The organism is Dellaglioa sp. CoH-55-MRSF-9 (assembly GCF_056782155.1).
In genome coordinates this window covers 285,019-305,692 of record NZ_JBXAYG010000002.1, presented here as the reverse complement: position 1 = coordinate 305,692, position 20,674 = coordinate 285,019, and the positions used below count along the sequence as shown (strand labels likewise).

Annotated in this window: 21 protein-coding genes and 1 other annotated feature; all 21 genes read left to right on the top strand. The window is 33.7% G+C overall.

All coding sequences use genetic code 11. The features are described 5' to 3' along the window. On the top strand, nucleotides 1-1,555 hold a 1,555-nt coding region (locus AC1RPV_RS03330; protein ID WP_481761196.1), incomplete at its 5' end, for a DNA translocase FtsK. Between the two features lie 69 nt (nucleotides 1,556-1,624). Next, nucleotides 1,625-2,956, top strand: a complete 1,332-nt coding sequence (murC, locus tag AC1RPV_RS03325; RefSeq protein ID WP_481761401.1) for a UDP-N-acetylmuramate--L-alanine ligase — start codon at nucleotides 1,625-1,627, stop codon at nucleotides 2,954-2,956. Nucleotides 2,957-3,253: 297 nt separating this feature from the next. Continuing rightward, nucleotides 3,254-3,955: a Bax inhibitor-1/YccA family protein gene (locus AC1RPV_RS03320; protein ID WP_481761197.1), complete on the top strand. Its 702-nt coding sequence runs from the start codon at nucleotides 3,254-3,256 to the stop codon at nucleotides 3,953-3,955. Nucleotides 3,956-4,107: 152 nt separating this feature from the next. Continuing rightward, nucleotides 4,108-6,789, top strand: coding sequence for a DNA polymerase I (polA, locus tag AC1RPV_RS03315; protein WP_481761198.1), 2,682 nt, complete (start codon nucleotides 4,108-4,110; stop codon nucleotides 6,787-6,789). Between the two features lie 21 nt (nucleotides 6,790-6,810). Beyond that, nucleotides 6,811-7,644: a DNA-formamidopyrimidine glycosylase gene (gene mutM, locus AC1RPV_RS03310; RefSeq protein ID WP_481761199.1), complete on the top strand. Its 834-nt coding sequence runs from the start codon at nucleotides 6,811-6,813 to the stop codon at nucleotides 7,642-7,644. A 2-nt stretch (nucleotides 7,645-7,646) separates the two neighbouring features. Beyond that, nucleotides 7,647-8,246: a dephospho-CoA kinase gene (coaE, locus tag AC1RPV_RS03305; protein WP_481761200.1), complete on the top strand. Its 600-nt coding sequence runs from the start codon at nucleotides 7,647-7,649 to the stop codon at nucleotides 8,244-8,246. A 32-nt stretch (nucleotides 8,247-8,278) separates the two neighbouring features. Next, on the top strand, nucleotides 8,279-8,767 hold the full coding sequence (gene nrdR, locus AC1RPV_RS03300) for a transcriptional regulator NrdR (protein WP_409022693.1): 489 nt from the start codon (nucleotides 8,279-8,281) through the stop codon (nucleotides 8,765-8,767). A 6-nt stretch (nucleotides 8,768-8,773) separates the two neighbouring features. Further along, complete coding sequence (locus tag AC1RPV_RS03295; protein WP_481762173.1) at nucleotides 8,774-10,174, top strand: replication initiation and membrane attachment family protein; 1,401 nt, start codon at nucleotides 8,774-8,776, stop codon at nucleotides 10,172-10,174. Further along, nucleotides 10,174-11,112 carry a primosomal protein DnaI gene (dnaI, locus tag AC1RPV_RS03290; RefSeq protein ID WP_409022691.1) on the top strand — a complete coding sequence of 313 codons (939 nt, stop codon included), beginning with the start codon at nucleotides 10,174-10,176 and terminating at the stop codon, nucleotides 11,110-11,112. The genes AC1RPV_RS03295 and dnaI overlap by 1 nt, the downstream gene beginning before the upstream one ends. Nucleotides 11,113-11,439: 327 nt before the next feature. After that, nucleotides 11,440-13,386, top strand: a complete 1,947-nt coding sequence (gene thrS, locus AC1RPV_RS03285; protein WP_481761202.1) for a threonine--tRNA ligase — start codon at nucleotides 11,440-11,442, stop codon at nucleotides 13,384-13,386. Between the two features lie 59 nt (nucleotides 13,387-13,445). Further along, nucleotides 13,446-13,583, top strand: a sequence feature (ribosomal protein L20 leader region). A 56-nt stretch (nucleotides 13,584-13,639) separates the two neighbouring features. Then, nucleotides 13,640-14,140, top strand: coding sequence for a translation initiation factor IF-3 (gene infC, locus AC1RPV_RS03280; protein WP_409022689.1), 501 nt, complete (start codon nucleotides 13,640-13,642; stop codon nucleotides 14,138-14,140). A 25-nt stretch (nucleotides 14,141-14,165) separates the two neighbouring features. Continuing rightward, nucleotides 14,166-14,366, top strand: coding sequence for a 50S ribosomal protein L35 (rpmI, locus tag AC1RPV_RS03275; protein WP_057973380.1), 201 nt, complete (start codon nucleotides 14,166-14,168; stop codon nucleotides 14,364-14,366). Between the two features lie 58 nt (nucleotides 14,367-14,424). Continuing rightward, the gene (rplT, locus tag AC1RPV_RS03270) at nucleotides 14,425-14,784 is read left to right on the top strand and encodes a 50S ribosomal protein L20 (RefSeq protein ID WP_409022688.1); all 360 of its coding nucleotides are present in this window, start codon (nucleotides 14,425-14,427) and stop codon (nucleotides 14,782-14,784) included. A gap of 308 nt (nucleotides 14,785-15,092) precedes the next feature. Further along, nucleotides 15,093-15,626, top strand: coding sequence for a YqeG family HAD IIIA-type phosphatase (locus AC1RPV_RS03265; RefSeq protein ID WP_409022687.1), 534 nt, complete (start codon nucleotides 15,093-15,095; stop codon nucleotides 15,624-15,626). Beyond that, entirely contained in the window at nucleotides 15,619-16,755 is a 1,137-nt protein-coding gene (gene yqeH, locus AC1RPV_RS03260; RefSeq protein ID WP_481761203.1) for a ribosome biogenesis GTPase YqeH, read from the top strand. The genes AC1RPV_RS03265 and yqeH overlap by 8 nt, the downstream gene beginning before the upstream one ends. Before the next feature lie 17 nt (nucleotides 16,756-16,772). Continuing rightward, nucleotides 16,773-17,087: a ribosome assembly RNA-binding protein YhbY gene (gene yhbY / locus AC1RPV_RS03255; RefSeq protein WP_409022685.1), complete on the top strand. Its 315-nt coding sequence runs from the start codon at nucleotides 16,773-16,775 to the stop codon at nucleotides 17,085-17,087. A gap of 26 nt (nucleotides 17,088-17,113) precedes the next feature. After that, nucleotides 17,114-17,761, top strand: a complete 648-nt coding sequence (locus AC1RPV_RS03250) for a nicotinate-nucleotide adenylyltransferase (protein ID WP_481761204.1) — start codon at nucleotides 17,114-17,116, stop codon at nucleotides 17,759-17,761. Then, on the top strand, nucleotides 17,754-18,347 hold the full coding sequence (gene yqeK, locus AC1RPV_RS03245) for a bis(5'-nucleosyl)-tetraphosphatase (symmetrical) YqeK (protein WP_481761205.1): 594 nt from the start codon (nucleotides 17,754-17,756) through the stop codon (nucleotides 18,345-18,347). The genes AC1RPV_RS03250 and yqeK overlap by 8 nt, the downstream gene beginning before the upstream one ends. Nucleotides 18,348-18,357: 10 nt before the next feature. Then, a complete protein-coding gene (gene rsfS / locus AC1RPV_RS03240) occupies nucleotides 18,358-18,714 on the top strand; it encodes a ribosome silencing factor (protein WP_481761206.1) in 357 nt (118 codons plus the stop codon). Continuing rightward, nucleotides 18,714-19,454 carry a class I SAM-dependent methyltransferase gene (locus AC1RPV_RS03235; RefSeq protein WP_481761207.1) on the top strand — a complete coding sequence of 247 codons (741 nt, stop codon included), beginning with the start codon at nucleotides 18,714-18,716 and terminating at the stop codon, nucleotides 19,452-19,454. The genes rsfS and AC1RPV_RS03235 overlap by 1 nt, the downstream gene beginning before the upstream one ends. Before the next feature lie 11 nt (nucleotides 19,455-19,465). After that, nucleotides 19,466-20,608: a nucleotidyltransferase gene (locus tag AC1RPV_RS03230; RefSeq protein WP_481762405.1), complete on the top strand. Its 1,143-nt coding sequence runs from the start codon at nucleotides 19,466-19,468 to the stop codon at nucleotides 20,606-20,608. Nucleotides 20,609-20,674 lie beyond the last annotated feature (66 nt).

The following is a 20,674-nucleotide window of genomic DNA, read 5'->3' as shown; positions in this document are numbered from 1 at the left end:
ACAAGAAGTACAAGAAGTACAAGAAGTACAAGAAGTACAAGAAGTACAAGAAGTACAAGAAGTACAAGAAGTACAAGAAGTACAAGATAGCTATTATGATAATCAGTCAGATGAAGAAGTCAAAAGGTCAGATGCAAGTTATCAATTTCCATCACTTGATTTATTACCAGATCCTATTTTAGAAAATGCTGGTGAATTAGATGATTGGGTACTTTCTCAAATTGATGTATTAAATAATACATTGGAAGCATTCCATGTTAATGCAGAAGTTGATGGCTGGACAGTTGGGCCAACGGTGACCCAATTTGAAGTATCATTAGCTGCTGGTGTTAAGGTAAGTAAGATTACCAACCTTGTTGATGACTTGAAACTAGCGCTTGCTGCAAAAGATATCCGTGTAGAGGCGCCAATTCCTGGACGTAGTAGTGTTGGAATTGAAATACCTAATTTAAAATCAAGACCAGTCCTTCTCTCGGAAGTATTGAGATCTCCAGTGTTTATAGAAAATAAATCACCATTGACGGTGGCGTTAGGTGTCGATTTATTTGGTGAAGCACAAGTAACTAACTTACAAAAAATGCCGCATGGATTAATTGCTGGTGCTACAGGGTCTGGTAAGTCAGTTTTTATCAATAGTTTATTAGTTTCTATTTTATATAAGGCAACACCAAACGAAGTTAAATTGTTATTGATTGATCCTAAAGCTGTCGAATTAGCGCCATATCATGATATTCCTCATTTATTAGCACCTGTTATATCAGATGCAAAAGCAGCTTCGGCAGCTTTGAAATGGGCTGTTGATGAAATGGAAGAACGCTATCAAAAATTAGCTGCAGCTGGAGCTAAAAATATTGGTAACTTTAATCAAAAAGCAGAAGCTAATGGCGATTTTGGCCTAAAGATGCCGTATATTTTAATTATTATTGATGAATTAGCTGATTTAATGATGGTTGCTTCAAATGAAGTTCAAGAATATATTGCAAGAATTACACAAAAAGCTAGAGCAGCAGGAATTCATTTAATTCTGGCTACACAACGACCAAGTGTTGATGTTGTTACGGGTACAATTAAAAATAATATTCCAACTCGAATTGCATTTATGGTTTCTAGTCAAATTGACTCGAGAACTATCTTGGATACGGCCGGTGCTGAAAAATTACTTGGACGAGGCGATATGCTCTATCTAGGTAATGGATCAAGTCAGGCTGTTAGGTTACAAGGAACGTATATAGAAGATGAAGTAGATTTAATTACAGATTTTGTTAGAACTCAAGGAAAGCCAAGATATGCATTTAATCCAGATGGACTGAAAAAAATGGCAGATCAAAATGAACAACAAGATGATTTATTGCCAGGTATTTTAGATTTTATTGCGCACGAACAAACCATTTCAACTTCTAAATTACAGCGCGTCTTTTCAATTGGGTATAATAGAGCTGCCAATATTATTGACGAACTTGAAAATCAGCAACATATCTCACATGCTAAGGGGTCGAAACCTCGAGATGTGTATTTAAATGAAGATGAACTCAGACGGATGAGAGAAGAATTTTAACGACAAACTGAATATTAACTCATTTTATGGTAAAATTATGAATGAATAATGTCAGAAAAGGGGATAATGATGAATAACCAAAAAGTATATTATTTTGTAGGAATAAAAGGCTCAGGGATGAGTTCTTTAGCATTAATTTTACACGATCAAGGATTTAAGGTTGAAGGCTCTGATATTGACCAATATACATTCACACAACGTGGATTAGAATTAGCTAATATTAAGGTTTATTCATTTGATGAAAAAAATATCCATGAAGGTTTGACTGTAATTGCGGGAAATGCATTTACAGCGGATCATCCTGAACTTAAAAAGGCACGTGAAATGGGATTAGATATTGTCAGTTATCCTGAAATGTTAAGTCGATTAATGGAAGGTTACACAAGTATTGGTGTTGCCGGCTCTCATGGTAAAACAAGTACAACAGGATTGCTTGCACATGTCTTAAGTGGTATTGCACCAACGAGTTACTTAATTGGGGATGGTACTGGTAAAGGAAAACCTGATGCAAGATTCTTTGTTTATGAAGCAGATGAATACCGTCGACATTTTGTTGCCTATCACCCAGATTATTCAATTATGACTAATATTGATTTTGATCATCCAGATTATTTTACTGGTATTGATGACGTTTTTGATTCATTTGAAACAGTTGCAAAACAAACCAAAAAAGGAATATTTGCTTGGGGAGATGATCCTTTACTCCGTAAAATAAAAGCTGATGTTCCAATTTATTATTATGGTACAAAGGATTCTGATGATTTCCAAGCTCGTGATATAAAACGAACAACTAAAGGTTCTGAATTCGATGTTTATTATCACGATACATCATTAGGTCATTACCAAATTCCAATTTTTGGTGAACATAATATCTTAAATAGTTTGGCCGTTATTGCTGTTTCGTATTTTGAAAAAGTTGATTTAGAAGAAATTGCAAGTGAATTATTAAGTTTTAAAGGGGTTAAACGCCGGTTTAGCGAAAAGTATATTGGTGATATGACAATTATTGATGATTACGCACATCATCCATCAGAAATTAAAGCAACAATTGATGCTGCTCGTCAAAAATATCCTGATAAAGAATTAATTGCGGTCTTCCAACCACATACGTTTAGTAGAACTATTGCGTTGATGGATGATTTTGCAATTAGTTTGAATCTTGCCGATAAGGTTTATTTAACGGATATTTTCAGTTCTGCTCGTGAAACATCAGGTAATGTTTCTAGTGAAGATCTTGGTGCAAAGATTGTTAAGGGTGGCGAGATTATCAAACTTGATAATCTTTCGCCATTACTTGATTACAATAATGCAGTTGTTATTTTTATGGGCGCTGGAGATGTCCAAAAATATGAATATGCATATGAAGAATTATTGAGTAATTTAAGTTTTAAAAATAATTAGTTGCTGAAAAAGAAATGATTTTCGAATCATTTCTTTTTTATTACTTAATTTTTTTTTACGAAAAGTGAAAATTCTTGATAATTTTACATGATTTGGTACACTTGTCCTTATACATACAAGGGGTTATCCTTTAAAAAGGTTAATGCTGTATGAGGTTAAAAGTCATGTTGTATTCTGATTAAAATAAGTAGTATTGCTCTAACTTATTTCATTTTATTAAATTAGTTGTAATAGGTTTTAGTGTATTAATCACAATATTTTAAACATGATTTCTTAATTAACAAGGAGGAAAATAAGATGGATAATCAAAATAGCGTTATTATTAATGAAAAAGATGGATTAAATCATTTTTTAGCAAAATTATATGGGTATATGGCGCTTGCAGTTGGCGTTTCAGCTGTCACAGCATTTTTAACATTGACAGTATTTCAAAAATTAGTTTATGGCTTTATGGCAGAACATTCATGGTCAATTTGGGCATTATTTATTGTCCAATTGGTGGTTGTCTTAAATATTAACGTAAAGGCATCAAGGGCACCATTTGTAACATTTGCTTTATTGATGGGGTATTCTGTACTTGAGGGCGTAACGTTGTCGTTGATTATATCAATGTATTCAGTCGGGAATATCATTGCTGCATTTGCCGCAAGTTCGGCTGTATTCGTTACGATGACCATTTTAGGAAATGTTACTAAACGAGATTTAACTAAATTAGGCACACAGGCATTAGCAGCTTTGGTTGGACTAATTGTTGCTTCATTTGTAAATTTATTCTTACAAAGTGAACTTATTAATTACGTATTCTCATATATCGCTGTGATTATTTTCACCATTTTAACAGCGTGGGACACACAAAAATTAAGACAAGTATTTTTACAACGAGATAGCAATGTTTCAGTTTCTAACTTAGCTATGACAGGTGCACTAATGTTATATCTTGATTTTATTAATTTATTCATTTCATTCTTACAAATCTTTGGTTACGGTGGTAGAGATTAGTAATTCATAAATAAGAAGGTTAAACCTCCAAGTTAAGGATTTATAACTTGGGGGTTTTTATTACTTTATTGAGTTATTAGCGTATTCATTATTAATCACGGCTGATGTTTGGTAAAATAGAGATAGAGATTTTCAAAGGAGACGGATATTAAATGACTAATACTAATGAGAAACTACTATTGATTGATGGAAACAGTATTGCCTATCGTGCATTTTTTGCATTGTACCAATCTGTAGATAGATTTACAAACCAAGCTGGGTTACATACAAATGCATTATATGGGTTTAATAATATGTTGAATGTCATATTAGATACCGAAAAACCGACACATGTATTAGTTGCATTTGATGCAGGAAAGACAACATTTAGAACTAAAAAATATGATAATTACAAGGCCGGTAGATCAAAAACACCGCCAGAACTAAAAGAACAAATGCCATATTTTAGAGAATTACTAGCAGGATACGGCATTAAAACTTACGAATTAATTGATTTTGAAGCAGATGACATTATAGGCACAATGGCAAAAAAAGGTGAAGAAGCTGGATATAATGTGACTATTGTGACTGGAGATCGAGATTTAACACAATTAACAACCGATAAAGTAACAGTTTCTGTCACAAAAAAAGGCGTTAGTGAAATCGAAAAATTTACACCAGAGCATGTAATGGAAAAATTTGGATTAACACCATTGCAAATTATTGATATGAAGGGATTAGTTGGCGATACGTCAGATAATTATCCCGGTGTTACTAAAGTTGGTGAGAAGACTGCAATTAAATTATTAACAGAATATGACTCAATGGAGAATCTTTACGAAAATATTGATCAATTAAAGAAAAGTAAAATGAAAGAGCATTTAATTGAAGATAAAGATCAAGCATTTATGAGCAAAGATTTAGCCAGAATTCGACAAGATGCACCTATCACAATCGATTTTCCTGATACAAAATGGGATGGAAAAGACTTAGATAAGTTAGTTGCTTTCTATGAAAAAATGGATTTTAAAAAATTTTTAAGTCAATTAAATTTAAATTCAGCATCAGATAGTGTAGAAATGAATTTATTTCCAGAACCTAAAAAGACAGATTATAAAGTATTAACTAGTGATAATTTAGATGAATTATCTAAATTATCACAACCAATTTCTTTTTATTTAGAGATGTTGGAAGATAATTATCATACAGCAGATTTTGATGGATTTGCGATAGGTGATGGCAATCAATTTTTCGTAACACGAGATGTTGATTTGTTAAAATCTAAAACTTTAGTTTCAATTCTTTCAAATGATAAAATTAAAAAGAATGTATTTAATTTTAAACGTAATTATGTAGCATTGAACCGATTGGACATTCAACTTGCAGGAACTGAATTCGATCTTTTGTTGGCTTCATATTTGTTAGATACAAGTGATAATAGTAATGATCTTAGTAAAGTTGCACAGAAACATGATTACTATGACGTTAAGTCTGATGAAGAGGTATATGGTAAAGGCGTTAAACGTGCAATTCCAGAAGATGATGATATTTTCTTTAGTCATATGGCATCGAAAGTTGACGCCTTAAATCTTTTGAAAGAACCATTAATGGCCGGATTAGTTGATCATGAGCAAATGGATTTGTACACGGATATGGAACTTCCTCTTTCACTTGTATTAGCCAAGATGGAAATTCAAGGCATTAATGTGGATGCCGATAGATTGAAGATTATGAAAAAGGAATTTTCAACTATTTTAAGTGATATGGAAACTAAAATTTATAGTGAAGCTGGTGAAGAATTTAATATTAATTCACCAAAACAATTAGGCGTTATTTTATTTGAAAAATTAAAATTACCTGTTGTTAAAAAAACTAAAACAGGTTACTCAACTGCAGTTGATGTTTTAGAACAACTTAGTACAATAGCTCCAATTGCAGATTTAATTTTAAAATATCGACAAATTGCAAAAATTCAATCAACGTATGTTGAAGGATTATTAAAAGTTAGACATGAAGATAAGAAAGTTCATACAAGATACCTACAAACACTGACAGCGACAGGCCGATTATCATCTGTAGATCCTAATCTACAAAATATTCCGGTCCGCGTTCCTGAAGGTAAGAAAATTAGACAAGCATTTATACCTGAACATAAGGGATGGAAAATATTCTCATCTGACTATTCACAAATTGAGTTGCGTGTTTTGGCCCATATTGCGCATGATGCTAATATGCAAGAAGCTTTTAAAGAAGGAATCGATATCCATGCTAATACAGCAATGAAAATTTTTAGTTTAGAATCGCCAGATGACGTGACGTCAAATATGCGTCGAACAGCTAAGGCAGTCAATTTTGGGATTGTTTATGGTATTAGTGATTATGGATTGTCACAAAATATTGGGATTACTAGAAAACAAGCACAAACATTTATTGATACTTATTTAAATGAATTTACAGGCGTTAAGAACTACATGGAAAGCGTTGTGCGTGAAGCTAAAGATAAGGGCTATGTTGAAACATTATTCCATCGTCGTCGTTATTTACCAGATATTAACAGTCGAAACTTTAATTTACGTTCTTTTGCTGAAAGAACTGCAATGAATACCCCAATTCAAGGTAGTGCTGCGGATATTATTAAAGTAGCGATGATTAATATGAACAAAATGTTAGAAGAAGAACATTTACAAGCCAAAATGTTATTACAAGTACATGATGAATTAATTTTTGAAGCACCTGAAGAAGAAATTGCTATCTTGCAAAAGAAAGTTCCTGAAGTTATGGACGCTGCTGTTTCTTTAGAGGTTCCTTTAAAAGTTGAGAGTGCGTTTGGTGATAGTTGGTTTGATACTAAATAAAAAGTGGTTGGGGGTAATTATATGCCAGAATTACCAGAAGTTGAAACGGTTCGAAGAGGTCTTAGTCAATTAGTTATAGGTAAGACAATTAAATCAATTGATGTTTTATGGCCTAAAATTGTATCTGGGGATGTACTAGATTTTAAGCGTGAATTAGAAGGTAGAAAGATTGAATCAATCGATAGACTGGGTAAATACTTACTTTTTCGTTTTGATAGTAAAATGACAATGGTTTCTCATTTAAGAATGGAAGGCAAATATTTTGTCCGTGGATCAGATGAACCAATTGAAAAACATTCCCACGTCATATTTCATTTAACTGATGGGCAAGATTTAAGATACAATGATGTTCGTAAGTTTGGACGCATGCAACTAATCCCCACAGGTCGAGAACGTGAACTTTCGGGACTTAAGAAGCTAGGACCAGAACCGACAGAAGATGATTTTAAGCTCAGTTATTTCAAAAAATATTTATCTCGTAAGCATATGGCAATCAAGCCTGTGTTATTAAATCAAGAAGCGGTTGCTGGTCTTGGAAATATTTATGTTGATGAAGTTTTATGGATGAGTAAAATTAATCCGGAACAGCCAGCAAATTTAATTTCTGATAGGAAATTAGCTATATTACGTAAAAATATTATTCTTGAGCTAGCCACTGCGGTACAAGCTGGTGGAACAACAATTAGATCCTATACGGGTGCGTTTGGTGAGACGGGTTTGTTCCAATTTGATTTGAATGTCTATGGTCAAACAGGAAAACCATGTCCTAGATGCGGAGCGCCTATTGTTAAAATAAAAGTGGCACAACGAGGGACACACTACTGTCCACATTGCCAACCGTTAAAGGAAGTTTAAAAATGACTTATATTCTTGGACTAACTGGTGGCATAGCAACAGGTAAATCAACAGTTAGTCGTATTTTTAGAGAAGAAAATATCACAGTTATTGATGCAGACGTTATTGCGAGACAAGCTGTTGAACCAGAATCTGTAACATTAAAAATAATCATTCAAACATTTGGTGAAAAATATTTATCATTAACCGGGAATTTGAATCGAAAAGAGTTAGGTCAGCTAGTTTTTAATGATGCAACAGAGTTAAAAAAATTGAACGGCATTATGGTTCCTGCTATTAGAAAAGAAATCTTGTCACAAATAGAAGTCCAAAAAAAATTAGGTAGCCAGTTAATTATTTTGGATATGCCTTTATTATTTGAGCAAAACTACCAATTACTTTGTGATGCAGTAATGGTTATCTATGTACCTGAAACAGCACAATTAGAACGTTTAATGAAGCGGGATGAATTGTCTTTAGATGAGGCGATGTTAAGGGTTAAAGCACAATGGCCCATTCAAAAGAAAAAAGATTTAGCAGATTTTGTAATAGATAATTCAACAACGGTTGCCGTTACAAGGGTTCAAGTGCTAAACTGGCTTAGTAATCAAATTAATGGTTAAATAATGTAAATAAAAAATAATGAGGTGTCACAATGAAATGTCCACATTGCCAACATAATGGCTCTCGAGTCGTTGACAGTCGACCAACAGATGAAGGTCGCGTTATCAGACGACGTCGTGAATGTGAAAATTGTGAATTTAGATTCACAACATTTGAACGAGTTGAAGCTACACCACTACTTGTTATTAAAAAAAATGGAACACGTGAAGAATTTAATCGTGAAAAGATTCTTAAAGGTATTATCAGTTCTGCTGAGAAAAGACCAGTTTCAATGAAAGCTATCACTCATCTTGTGGATCAAGTGGAAAATAATGTTAGAGCATTAGGTGAAAATGAAATTTCTAGCCAACTAATTGGTGAATATGTTATGGGATTATTGGCTGATGTAGATGAAATTGCGTACATTAGATTTGCTAGTGTTTATCGCCAATTTAAAGATATGAGTGTTTTCTTAAAAGAATTAAATGAAATGATGGCTCGTGATAAAACACCTACAGATAAACCGGATTTGAAGGAATGATAATCAATGATTGATATATGCGGAAATATGAGTCCGAAAGACGGTTATGTCGTTTTAATGGATGAAAAAGTTACAAATGATGATATTGAACGACTAGACTACTTGTATCAACCTGTTATGGGTGTGATTGCGAGTGGTCTATTTGCTCTATTGAAAGGTGAGGCAGGTCAAAATCCACAATTATCTAATCGAAAGATGCATAGTGAATTACTTGCATTACTAAATATTGACATAGCAATGTTTTATGAAGCAAGAAGTGCCCTTGAAGCTTTAGGGCTTTTGAAGAGCTTTGAAAAAGAGGATGCAATAGGAAAAGTTGTTGTCTATCAATTGCGTCGACCTTTGCAAGCAACTGATTTTTTTACAGATGATTTACTAAGCACTTTACTCTGGGAATCGATTGGTGATGGTAGGTACAAAGAAATTACCACTCGATTTGCGTTACCAATTTTAAAATTAGATGGCTTCAAAGAAACATCTAAAAGTTTCTTAGATGTTTTCCAAGTTAATCAAGATCATTTGTCTAATAAACCTGATATTATTTCTGAAAGTAAAAAAGTTTTTTCAACGGACAAGAAGATACCGAAAAAGTTAGTTGAGTCAGGTAGTATTGAGTCATTTGATTTTAAATTTTTTATTGAACTACTGGAAAAGAGTTTCGTTTCTTTGGATAATATCAATGAACAGCGGGATTTAATTATTTCAGAGCATCTCTTGTATGGTATTGATGAAATCGAAATGGCCCAATTTATTGGAGATTCAGCTGACTTATCAACAAATGAAGTTGATTATAATTCATTCAAGCAACATATTGCTCACAAATATAATCAACAAATTAAACTGAAAAAACAAGAAGATTTAACAAGTAGTGATAATAAAAAGGTTAATATGAAATCTGTTGAAACGCTAAAAAAAGTTGGTTTTTCTGAAGAGGATTCGCAGTTAATTCTTGCGAGTGAAGCCTATAAACCTTTTGATTTTTTGAAATCGTTAAAAGAAAGCAAGGGTGGATATGTCACTGACAGTGAAGCATATCTGTTACAGCAACTTATTCAACGACAGATATTTTCTAATTCAGTCATTAATATTCTGATTCATTACATTTTGATTGACCGTGATTTATCAACACTTAATAAATCGTTTGTCGATACTATGGCTAATGATTGGTCACAGCAAAAAGTGAAGACACCTGAAGAAGCCATTAATCAGGTTCGACAATTTAACAATAAAAAGACTGAAACTAAGGCGTCAAACCAACGACAAAGAAAAATAATTAAAAAAGAGACATTGCCTGATTGGGCTAAAGATGACTATCAAGCACCAAAAGTGGATGTAAAAGTTGATAAGGATGAACTAAAAAGACAACTTGCTGAATTTAATAAAACAGCACCCAAAGGAGGAAAATGATGGAAGATTTAGGGACAGAAATCAAAAAATTTCTTGAAAAGGACAACCTGAGTGAAAGATATCCTAATGTTAATTATCGTGATTTAATGAGAAAAGTTTATGAAGATTCAGATGTCATCGCTTTTTTAGATAGAAATAAAGCTGAATTAACAGAGGATAGTATTCGACGCGCTGATGCAAAATTGTATGAATTCTTATCTGAAAAAAATAAAATTATTCTTGGTAAAGGAATGATAGCACCAGGTTATAAGCCACAATTGGTTTTGAATAATCATATGATTGATGTTTCCTATGTACCAACAGATTCTTTTATCGAGGCTCAAAAAAGTAGAGCATTAGCTAAGCGAGTTAAATCAATGAGTATGTCTAAAGATATCAAAAACGCGACTATGAATGGCTTTGATATGGATGAACGTGGGGATGCACTTAGCCAGAGTTTAAAATTTATAACAACATTTGTTGATAGTCCTAAATCTTATCACCAAGCAATGTATTTTTATGGTAGCTTTGGCGTTGGTAAAACATATCTTTTAGGTGCTATGGCCAATGAATTAGCAAGTCGAGGATACCAAACGACTTTAATGCATTTCCCTAGTTTTGCAGTTGAAATTAAAAATGCTATTAGTGATAATCGTGTTTATGACATGCTAAATGCTGTTAAAAAATCTGAAATTTTAATGATTGATGATATTGGTGCCGATGCAATGTCTAGTTGGGTTCGTGATGATATTTTAGGTGTTATTTTACAATATCGCATGCAAGAAGAATTACCAACTTTCTTTAGTTCTAATTTTTCGATGAAACAACTAGAAGATGAGCATTTACGTATTAGTCAAAAGGGTGAAGACGAGCCTCTTAAGGCAAAAAGAATTATGGAACGAATTCACTTTTTAGCAAAAGAAGTTAAGATTGTTGGAAAAAATCGTCGACCTAAATAAGAATAATAGTTGCTAAATTTCACTAAAAATGGTTAAATAGTTATTAAATTGATACGGAAGATTACATTCTTTTTTTATGTCCGCAGGGAGGGAAAGCATAGCTGAAAGCTTTTCTGGCAGAGAATAAGTGATGACCACTTCCATAATGTTGCCTGATTTTTATCAGGTCGGATTGGATCCGTTAAAATCTATGGAGAAAGTTTTGTTTCGGCAAAACTTTGAATTTGGGTGGAACCACGTTAATCGACGTCCCTAATACACGATTTTATTTGTGTATTAGGGACTTTTTTTGTATCAAAAAATATTAAAACAATGGAGGAAGTTAACATGTCAAAAATAAATATTACATTTCCAGATGGCGCAGTTAAAGAGTTTGATTCAGGTATTACGACTGAAGACGTTGCAAAGTCAATTAGTCCTAGTTTAGCTAAAAAATCAATTGCCGGTAAATTCAATGGTGTTTTGGTTGATTATCTTCGTCCATTAGAGGCAGACGGCGCTATCGAAATTGTTACTAAAGAATCTGCAGACGGATTAATCGTTTTATGGCATACAGCTGCTCAAGTTTTAGCTAATGCGTTACAACAATTATACCCAGGTATGAAATTTGGTATGAGTTCTGATATTGAAAATGGTTTCTATTTTGATACAGATAATGGTGAAACACAAGTTAGCGTTGATGATTTGAAGAAAATTCAAGATAAGATGAAATCAATTGTTAAAGAAAATTTGAAAATTGAACGTCAATTAGTTTCAAAAGCTGAAGCTCTTGAATTATTTGCTGGTGACCCATATCGTGCTGAATTAGTAGTTGAAGCTACTGATGAAAATGGACAAGTTGAAATTTACAAACAAGGTGAATTCGTTAACTTAAGCGATGGCGCACAATTACGCTCAACTGCTGATGTTAAAATTTTCCAATTATTATCAGTTGCTGGTGCATATTGGCAAGGTAAATCAAGTAATCCGATGTTACAACGTGTTTATGGTACAGCGTTCTTTAAACAAAAAGATTTAGATGCTGAATTAGTTCGTCGTCAAGAAGCACGTGAACGCGATCATCGAGTAATTGGTAATGACTTAGATTTATTCTTTGTAGATCCAAAAGTTGGTGCAGGATTACCATACTGGTTACCTAATGGTGCTACAATTCGTCGTACGATTGAACGCTACATTGTTGATAAGGAAGTTTCAAATGGTTATGATCATGTTTACACACCAATCTTAGCCAACTTGGATTTATATAAAACTTCTGGTCATTGGGACCATTATCGCGAAGACATGTTCCCACCAATGGACATGGGTGATGGCGAAGAGTTAGAGTTACGTCCAATGAACTGTCCTTCACATATTCAAGTTTACAAGCATCATATTCGTTCATATCGTGATCTTCCTATCAGAATTGCTGAATTAGGAATGATGCATCGTTATGAAAAATCAGGTGCACTTTCTGGTTTACAACGTGTACGTGAAATGACATTAAATGATGGTCATACTTTCGTTGCTCCTGATCAAATTCAAGAAGAATTTAAAAGCGTCCTTCGTTTAATGATGGAAGTTTATGATGACTTTGGGATTGCTGACTATTCATTCCGTTTGAGCTATCGTGATCCAGCTAACACAGAGAAATACTTTGATGATAATGAAATGTGGACAAAATCACAAAGTATGTTAAAAGGTGCTATGGATGATTTAGGCTTAGATTACTACGAAGCTGAAGGAGAAGCAGCATTTTACGGTCCTAAATTAGATGTTCAAACAAAAACAGCGTTAGGAAATGATGAAACGTTATCAACAATTCAATTAGATTTCATGATGCCTGAAAAATTTGAATTATCATACATCGGTGATGATGGTGAAGAACACCGTCCTGTTATGATTCATCGTGGACTTGTTTCAACGATGGAACGTTTTACAGCTTACTTAACAGAAATGTACAAAGGAGCATTCCCAACTTGGTTGGCTCCTAAACAGGTAACAATTATTCCTGTTAAAAACGATCTTCATGCCGATTATGCGCATGATTTACGTGCTAACTTAGTTGCTCGTGGTGTACGAGTAACGGTTGATGAACGTAACGAAAAGATGGGTTATAAGATGCGTCAAGCGCAAGTTACTAAAGTACCTTATATTTTAGTTGTCGGTGATAATGAAGTAGCTGAAAATACAGTTTCTGTTCGTCGACATGGTGAAGATGATTCAAATATCTTTACAAAAGAAGATTTTATTAACAACATTACAAAAGAAATTGCCAACTATAGTCGTAAAGCATAAAAAAGACTCATTTTAATTTGCTTGACAATGAGTCTTCAAGTTGGTATGATATAAAAGTTAAGAAAAAGCAGAGGCTCCCGCTTCTCGCCTGAAGAGACAAAGAGTCTCTGGGCAGAATATTATTGAAATTAAATTCCAATTAAAATGGATTTCAAGCGGGCTGCGATAATTTATTATTGTTGCCCGTTTTTCTGTGTTTTTTCTCAAAAAAATTTGGAGGTGCATTGCCATAGCAGTTGATAAAGTAGACAAAATGGTCAATGAAGGTATCCGCGCATCGGAACTTCGTTTGATCGGTGATGATGGCGAACAACTTGGTGTTAAAACGAAACAAGAAGCACTAGATATGGCAGAAATTGCTAATTTAGATGTTGTTGTTGTTGCCGCTAACTCAAAACCACCTGTTGCTAAGATTATGGATTACGGGAAGTACCGTTTCGAATTACAAAAGAAACAAAGAGAAGCCCGTAAAAACCAAAAGATTGTTAATGTTAAAGAAGTTAGACTTAGTCCAACGATTGATATTAACGATTTCAATACAAAATTGAAAAATGCCTCAAAATTCCTTGCAAAAGGTGATAAGGTTAAAGTATCAATTAGATTTAAAGGCCGTGCAATTACGCATAAAGAAATCGGACGTGATGTCTTGAATCGCTTCGCTGACGCAGCTAAAGAAGTTGCATCAGTTGAATCAAGAGCGAAGATGGATGGACGTAGTATGTTCATGATGCTTGCACCTAAGGCTGAAAAGTAAAGCTATATTAGGAGGATATTAGATTATGCCAAAACAAAAGACTCATCGTGCATCAGCAAAACGTTTTAAACGTACAGGAAATGGTGGCTTAAAACGCTCTAAAGCATATACAAGTCATCGTATGCATGGTAAAACTAAGAAACAACGTCGTCAATTAAGCAAATCAACTACAGTGTCAGCATCAGATAACAAGCGTATCAAACAAATGCTTTCACAAATGAAATAATAAATATAAATTAGACAATTGATGCCATTTTTAAATGGCTCAATAAGGAGGAATTTTCATGCCACGAGTTAAAGGTGGAACCGTTACACGTCAACGTCGCAAAAGAATGCTTAAATTAGCAAAAGGTTACCGTGGATCAAAACATATCCAATTTAAGGTAGCTAAACAACAAGTAATGAAATCGTACCAATATTCATTCCGTGATCGCCATCAAACAAAACGTAACTTCCGTCGTCTATGGATTGCACGTATTAACGCTGCAGCACGTATGAATGGTTTAAGTTACAGCAAGATGATGCATGGCTTGAAATTAGCTGAAATTGAAGTTAACCGTAAAATGTTAGCTGAATTAGCTGTTAAAGATTCAGCAGCATTTGCTGCTGTTGCAGAAGAAGCTAAAAAAGCATTAAGTAAATAATAACTTTTAAGAGGATACTTGACCAATTGTCAAGTATCCTCTTTTTTTAATAAAATTTCTGTAAATAAGTTAAGTATGTTATTTTTAGTGAAATCAAAAAAATTTTATGTGATATCAATGATTATGGTCTATGTAACTAATAAGACAAAATATAATCTTAAAAAGAGCAATATAAAATTGAAATAACTCGTTTCTATTATTTTAAAATGAGAAAATAAAATTAATTTCATTTGTTTTCATGGAAAACATGCAATTTTGTTGAAAGTACATTATACTTAGATTATTATTCTAAAATTGAGGTAGCTAACATGCTTGAGAGATATAAACCAACTTGGATGGTTGAATCAATTTATGATTTAACACCAGAGGATTTACAAAATCATGGAATTAAAGTTGTTATGACTGATTTAGACAATACATTAATTGCATGGGATAACCCAAACGGAACCCCAGAATTGAAGAATTGGTTAGAGCTTATAGCTGCGGCTTCAATTCCAGTGATTGTTGTATCTAACAATAGTCACGAACGTATTGAAAAGGCACTGGAACATATTGGATTACCATTTGTTTCCAGAGCTCTAAAACCATTTACAAAAGGAATTAACCAAGTTAAAAATGAATTTAAGATGAATAATCAAGATTTAGTTTTAATAGGTGATCAATTGATGACTGATATTGCTGCTGCGAATAATGCGGGCATTAAAAGTATATTGGTTAAACCACTTGTTGAATCAGACGCTTGGAATACAAAACCTAATCGTTTCATTGAAAAAAGAATTAAAAATCACTTAATTAAAAAACACGATTTTAAAACTAAATGGGGGAATTCATTGGATGACTGACATAATTGAAGTACCAGAAATTGACGAAGATCTTTTTTGTATTGGCTGTGGCTCAAAAATTCAAAGTGAAGAAGTAGATGAATTAGGCTATACACCTAAATCCGCAGTAAAAAAAGGACTTGAAACAAATGAACTATATTGCCAAAGATGTTTTAGACTACGACATTACAATGAAATTGCTGACGTTAAGTTAACTGATGATGATTTCCTAAAATTATTGAATCAAATTGGTAGTGCTGATGCATTAATCGTCAACGTTATTGATATTTTTGATTTTAATGGTAGTCTAATTCCTGGATTACATCGATTTGTGGGTGATAATCCTGTTTTAATGGTTGGAAATAAAGCTGATTTATTGCCTAAGTCATTGAGACGTTCGAAGTTAAAGGATTGGATGAGACAACAAGCTAATTTACAAGGATTACGACCAATTGATGTTGCATTGACAAGTGCAACAAAAAACTTTGCGATTGATGAATTATTAGAATTAATTGAAAAGTATCGTGAAGGCCGTGATGTGTACGTTGTTGGAGTAACTAATGTTGGTAAATCAACATTGATTAATCAAATCATTAAACAAAGAACAGGTGTCCAAGACCTGATTACAACTTCAAGATTCCCAGGAACTACGCTTGATAAGATTGAAATTCCATTGGACGATGATCGAGCTTTAATTGATACACCAGGTATTATTCATCAAGACCAGATGGCTCATTATCTATCAGGTAAGGCGCTAAGATTAGTTTCTCCTCAAAAAGAAATTAAACAACGCGTCTATCAGTTAAATGAAAACCAAACATTATTCTTTGGGGCTGTTGCAAGATTTGATTACATTTCAGGGGGAACTCCTGGTGTTGTCGTTTATCTTGATAATGATTTAATGATTCATAGAACAAAAACTGAGACTGCAAGTGAATTTTATGAGAAACATGCTGGTGGTTTATTAAATCCACCAACAGATGATGAAATGAACGACTTCCCAGAATTAGTTCGTTTTGAATTTAAAGCAACACAAAAAAGTGATTTAGTTTTTGCCGGACTTGGATGGGTAACCATTAATGAGGGTGCTAAAGTCGCTGGCTGGGCACCAAAAGGTGTTTCGGTTCTTTTACGTAAAGCAATGATATAAGAGGAGTTAACTAACATATGACATTAAGAGGCAAACAAAAAAGATATCTACGCAGTCAGGCACATCATTTACGTCCACTTTTCCAAGTTGGAAAAGAAGGCGTGTCTACTAACTGGTTAAACCAAATTCGCGAAGCAATTGAAAAACGCGAATTAATCAAAATTAACATGCTACAAAATGCAACAATTGATACAAATGAAGTTCGTATTTTTATTGAATCTAATAGTTCAATTCAAGTTGTTCAAGTGATTGGTCATACATTAGTGCTTTATCAAGCAGCAACAGATGTCGAAAATCGAGATATCTCTGACAAAGTTAATTTACTCGCTTAATTTAAAATTTTGAGGAGGTTTTTAGCTTGACTATTCAAGTCCAAAAATTAAAAGAAATTAATTTAGTTACGAAATTTAAGACTAAACCCATTCTTGATAATACGAAAAAGCGTGTTGGAATTCTCGGGGGTACGTTTAATCCGCCTCACTTAGGTCATTTAATAATTGCTGATCAAGTTTGTCAGCAATTAGGATTAAGTGAAGTTCGATTTATGCCGGATGCAACACCACCACATGTGGATAAAAAGGAAGCAATTGATGCAAAGTATCGCCTTGATATGGTTAATCAAAGTATCGCGGATAACGATAAGTTTAAGCTGGAAGATACTGAAATTAATCGCGGTGGTATTAGCTACACCTATGACACTGTGGTTGCTTTAAAAGCAGCTCATCCGGAAAATGATTACTATTTTATTATTGGCGGCGATATGGTAGATTATTTACCGAAATGGTCTCGTATTGATGAATTAGTAAAATTAGTACATTTTGTTGGAGTTAAACGAACGGGATTTGAACAAACAAGTCAGTATCCTATACTTTGGGTTGATGTACCAACAATTGATATTAGTTCAACACAAATTCGAGATAAGATAAAAAAAGGCTGTTCAATTAATTATTTAGTACCTAAGGCAGTCTCAAATTATATTGAGAAAGAAGGGTTGTATCGTGAATAATTTAGTTTATTCTAATAATCTTTTTAGTGGAACTAGAGAAGAATTAGTACAGATTTTGAAGGAAACTTTGAGTGAAAAAAGATTTCAGCATGTGTTAAATGTTGAAAAATCTGCAATTGAACTTGCTCAAAATAATAATGGTGATATTGAAAGAGCAAGTATTGCTGGACTTATTCATGATTATGCCAAGGAGCGGACAGATGACACCTTTATCAGAACAATTAAGCAAAAACATATGGATCCTGATTTATTAAATTGGGGGAATGCTATCTGGCATGGAATTGTTGGCGCAGAGTTGATACATGATGAATTAGGTATTACAGATGATAAAATTTTAACATCAATTGTGAAGCATACGACAGGCGATGTTGAGATGGATTTGTTGGATAAAATTGTCTACGTCGCTGATTTCATCGAAGAAGGTAGGACGTTCTCTGGCGTTCTTGAAGCACGAAAAAAAGCATTTGAAAGTTTGGATGCAGCTGTTGGATTTGAAACAAAACATACACTAAGTTATTTAATTAATACCAATAAAAGAGTGTATCCTAAAACAATTTTGACCTTTAATAAATGGGTCGCAGAATAGAGGAGTAATAATGAATAGTATAGAAAAATTAGAAATCGCAGTTAAGGCTGCTGACAGTAAACGTGGCGAAAAGACGGTGGCTATTGATGTCCATGAAATTAGTCTATTAGCTGATTATTTCATGGTGACACAAGCTGACTCAGCTCACCAAGTTAAGGCTATCGTCAAAGAAATTCAAGATCAAGAAGAACTAGCAGGTGTTGAAGTCCGTCGTATTGAAGGACGTAATTCAACTAGTTGGGTTTTATTAGATTTTGGAGATTTAATTGTGCATGTATTTAAAACTGAATCACGTGAATTTTATGATCTTGAAAAATTCTGGTCTGAAGGCGCATCTGTAGATTTATCAGCATGGATTGAAGAATAATGATTTATACCACCTTTTCAAAATTGTATGATCAATTAATGGATCCTGATTTATATGATTCTTGGCAAACATTTGTCGAAACACAAGTTCCTGATAAGAAAACTGAAATTCTTGAATTAGCTTGTGGTGCAGGTCAATTAGCAATTGCTTTAACGCAATCTGGTTATTCAGTCGTTGGTTTAGATTTATCTGAAGAAATGTTATCAATTGCTGACCAACACGCACAGGATGCGAATGTATCCTTGCCTTTAGTACAAGGTGATATGATGAATTTGGAAGAGGCAGAGTTACCACAATTTGATGCGGTAACTTGTTTTGCTGACTCATTTTGTTATTTACCTGACGCTGATGCTGTAGGAAACGTTTTTAAATCAATTCATGGATTACTACAAGAAAATGGTCGATTCATTTTTGATGTTATCTCAACCTATCAAACGGATGAGATTTATCCAGGTTATATGTACAACTATCAGGATGATGATCAAGCTTTTTTGTGGTCAACATTTAAAGATGAAGAGCCACACAGTGTCGTTCATGAATTAACTTTTTTTGTCAAAAATGATACTAACTGTCAATTTGAACGTCTAACTGAGGACCATCATGAACGAACATATTCAGTTAATACGTATACTGAATTGTTAAAAAATGCTGGATTTAAGAATATTAAAATTTCGGCTGATTTTGGCACAAGTCAAGTTGATGATAAAACAACAAGACTATTTTTTGTCTGCGATAAATAGGAGTGAGTTACTTGGACACGACTGGGGTTATTGTTGAATATAATCCGTTTCATAACGGACATTTGTATCAGATTAATCAAATAAAAGAAAAGTATCCTGATACGACGATTATTGCCCTTATGAGCGGACAATTCTTACAGAGAGGTATTCCAGCTGCACTTGATAAAGAGAGCCGTACGGAGCAAGCATTGCAATCTGGTGTTGATTTAATAGTTGAGTTACCCGTTGCATTTTCTGTTCAACCGGCTGATTTGTTTGCTCAAGGTGCCATTAAATTATTGGCCGGATTAAAGATAACCAGACTTGTTTTTGGTGCTGAACATCCTGATTTGGATTTTATGACTATCGCAACTGAAATTCAAACGTTAGATAGTGAGTTTAATCAGTTTAATGAAACGTATGCCACACAATATCAACGAGCTGTTTTTGAAAAAACAGGTGTTCAAATTAATCGGCCTAATGATTTGTTAGGTTTAGCTTATGCTGAAGCCTGCATAGCCGAAAAAGCCGAAATCCAGTTATGTCCGATTCAACGTATAGAGGCTGATTACCATGAAACAAAATTTGTTGATACTCAAAAAATTACAAGTGCAACAGCAATTAGATTAGCAGTTCAACATCAAGAATCGATTGTAGAAGTTGTTCCTAATCAAACTCGACTTGATTCAGAAAATGAAAGATGGGCCGATTGGACAGATTTTTGGCCATATCTTCGATATCAGTTGAGTCTATCAACACCAGGTCAATTATCGTCGATTTATGGCATGTCTGAGGGTATTGAGTATCGTTTGTTGCAGCAGTACGAAAAGTTGCCTGACGAGGCTAATTTTGATGATTGGGTCCAAGCCGTTAAGTCGAAACGAGTAACTTATACAAAAATCTCAAGACTAGCAACTTATATTTTGTTACAAATAAAGCAAAATGAAATTGACAAACAATATAAGCAGCCTTATTATCATGTCTTAGGGTTCTCAAAAAAAGGTCAAACGCTGCTTAATCATTTAAAAAAGGAAGTGCCATATCCTATAATAACAAAAATTAGTAAAAAGGATAAAGAGGGACTTTACCAATTAGATTATCGAGCAGGAATTATTTATGGGCTAGTTAGTCATAAAAAATCGGATCTTTTTAGAAGACCTAAACAAATTAATTAACATACTGTCAAGGATATACCATTGACAATGTTTTTAATCACAGGTATAATCATAAGCGTTGCATTA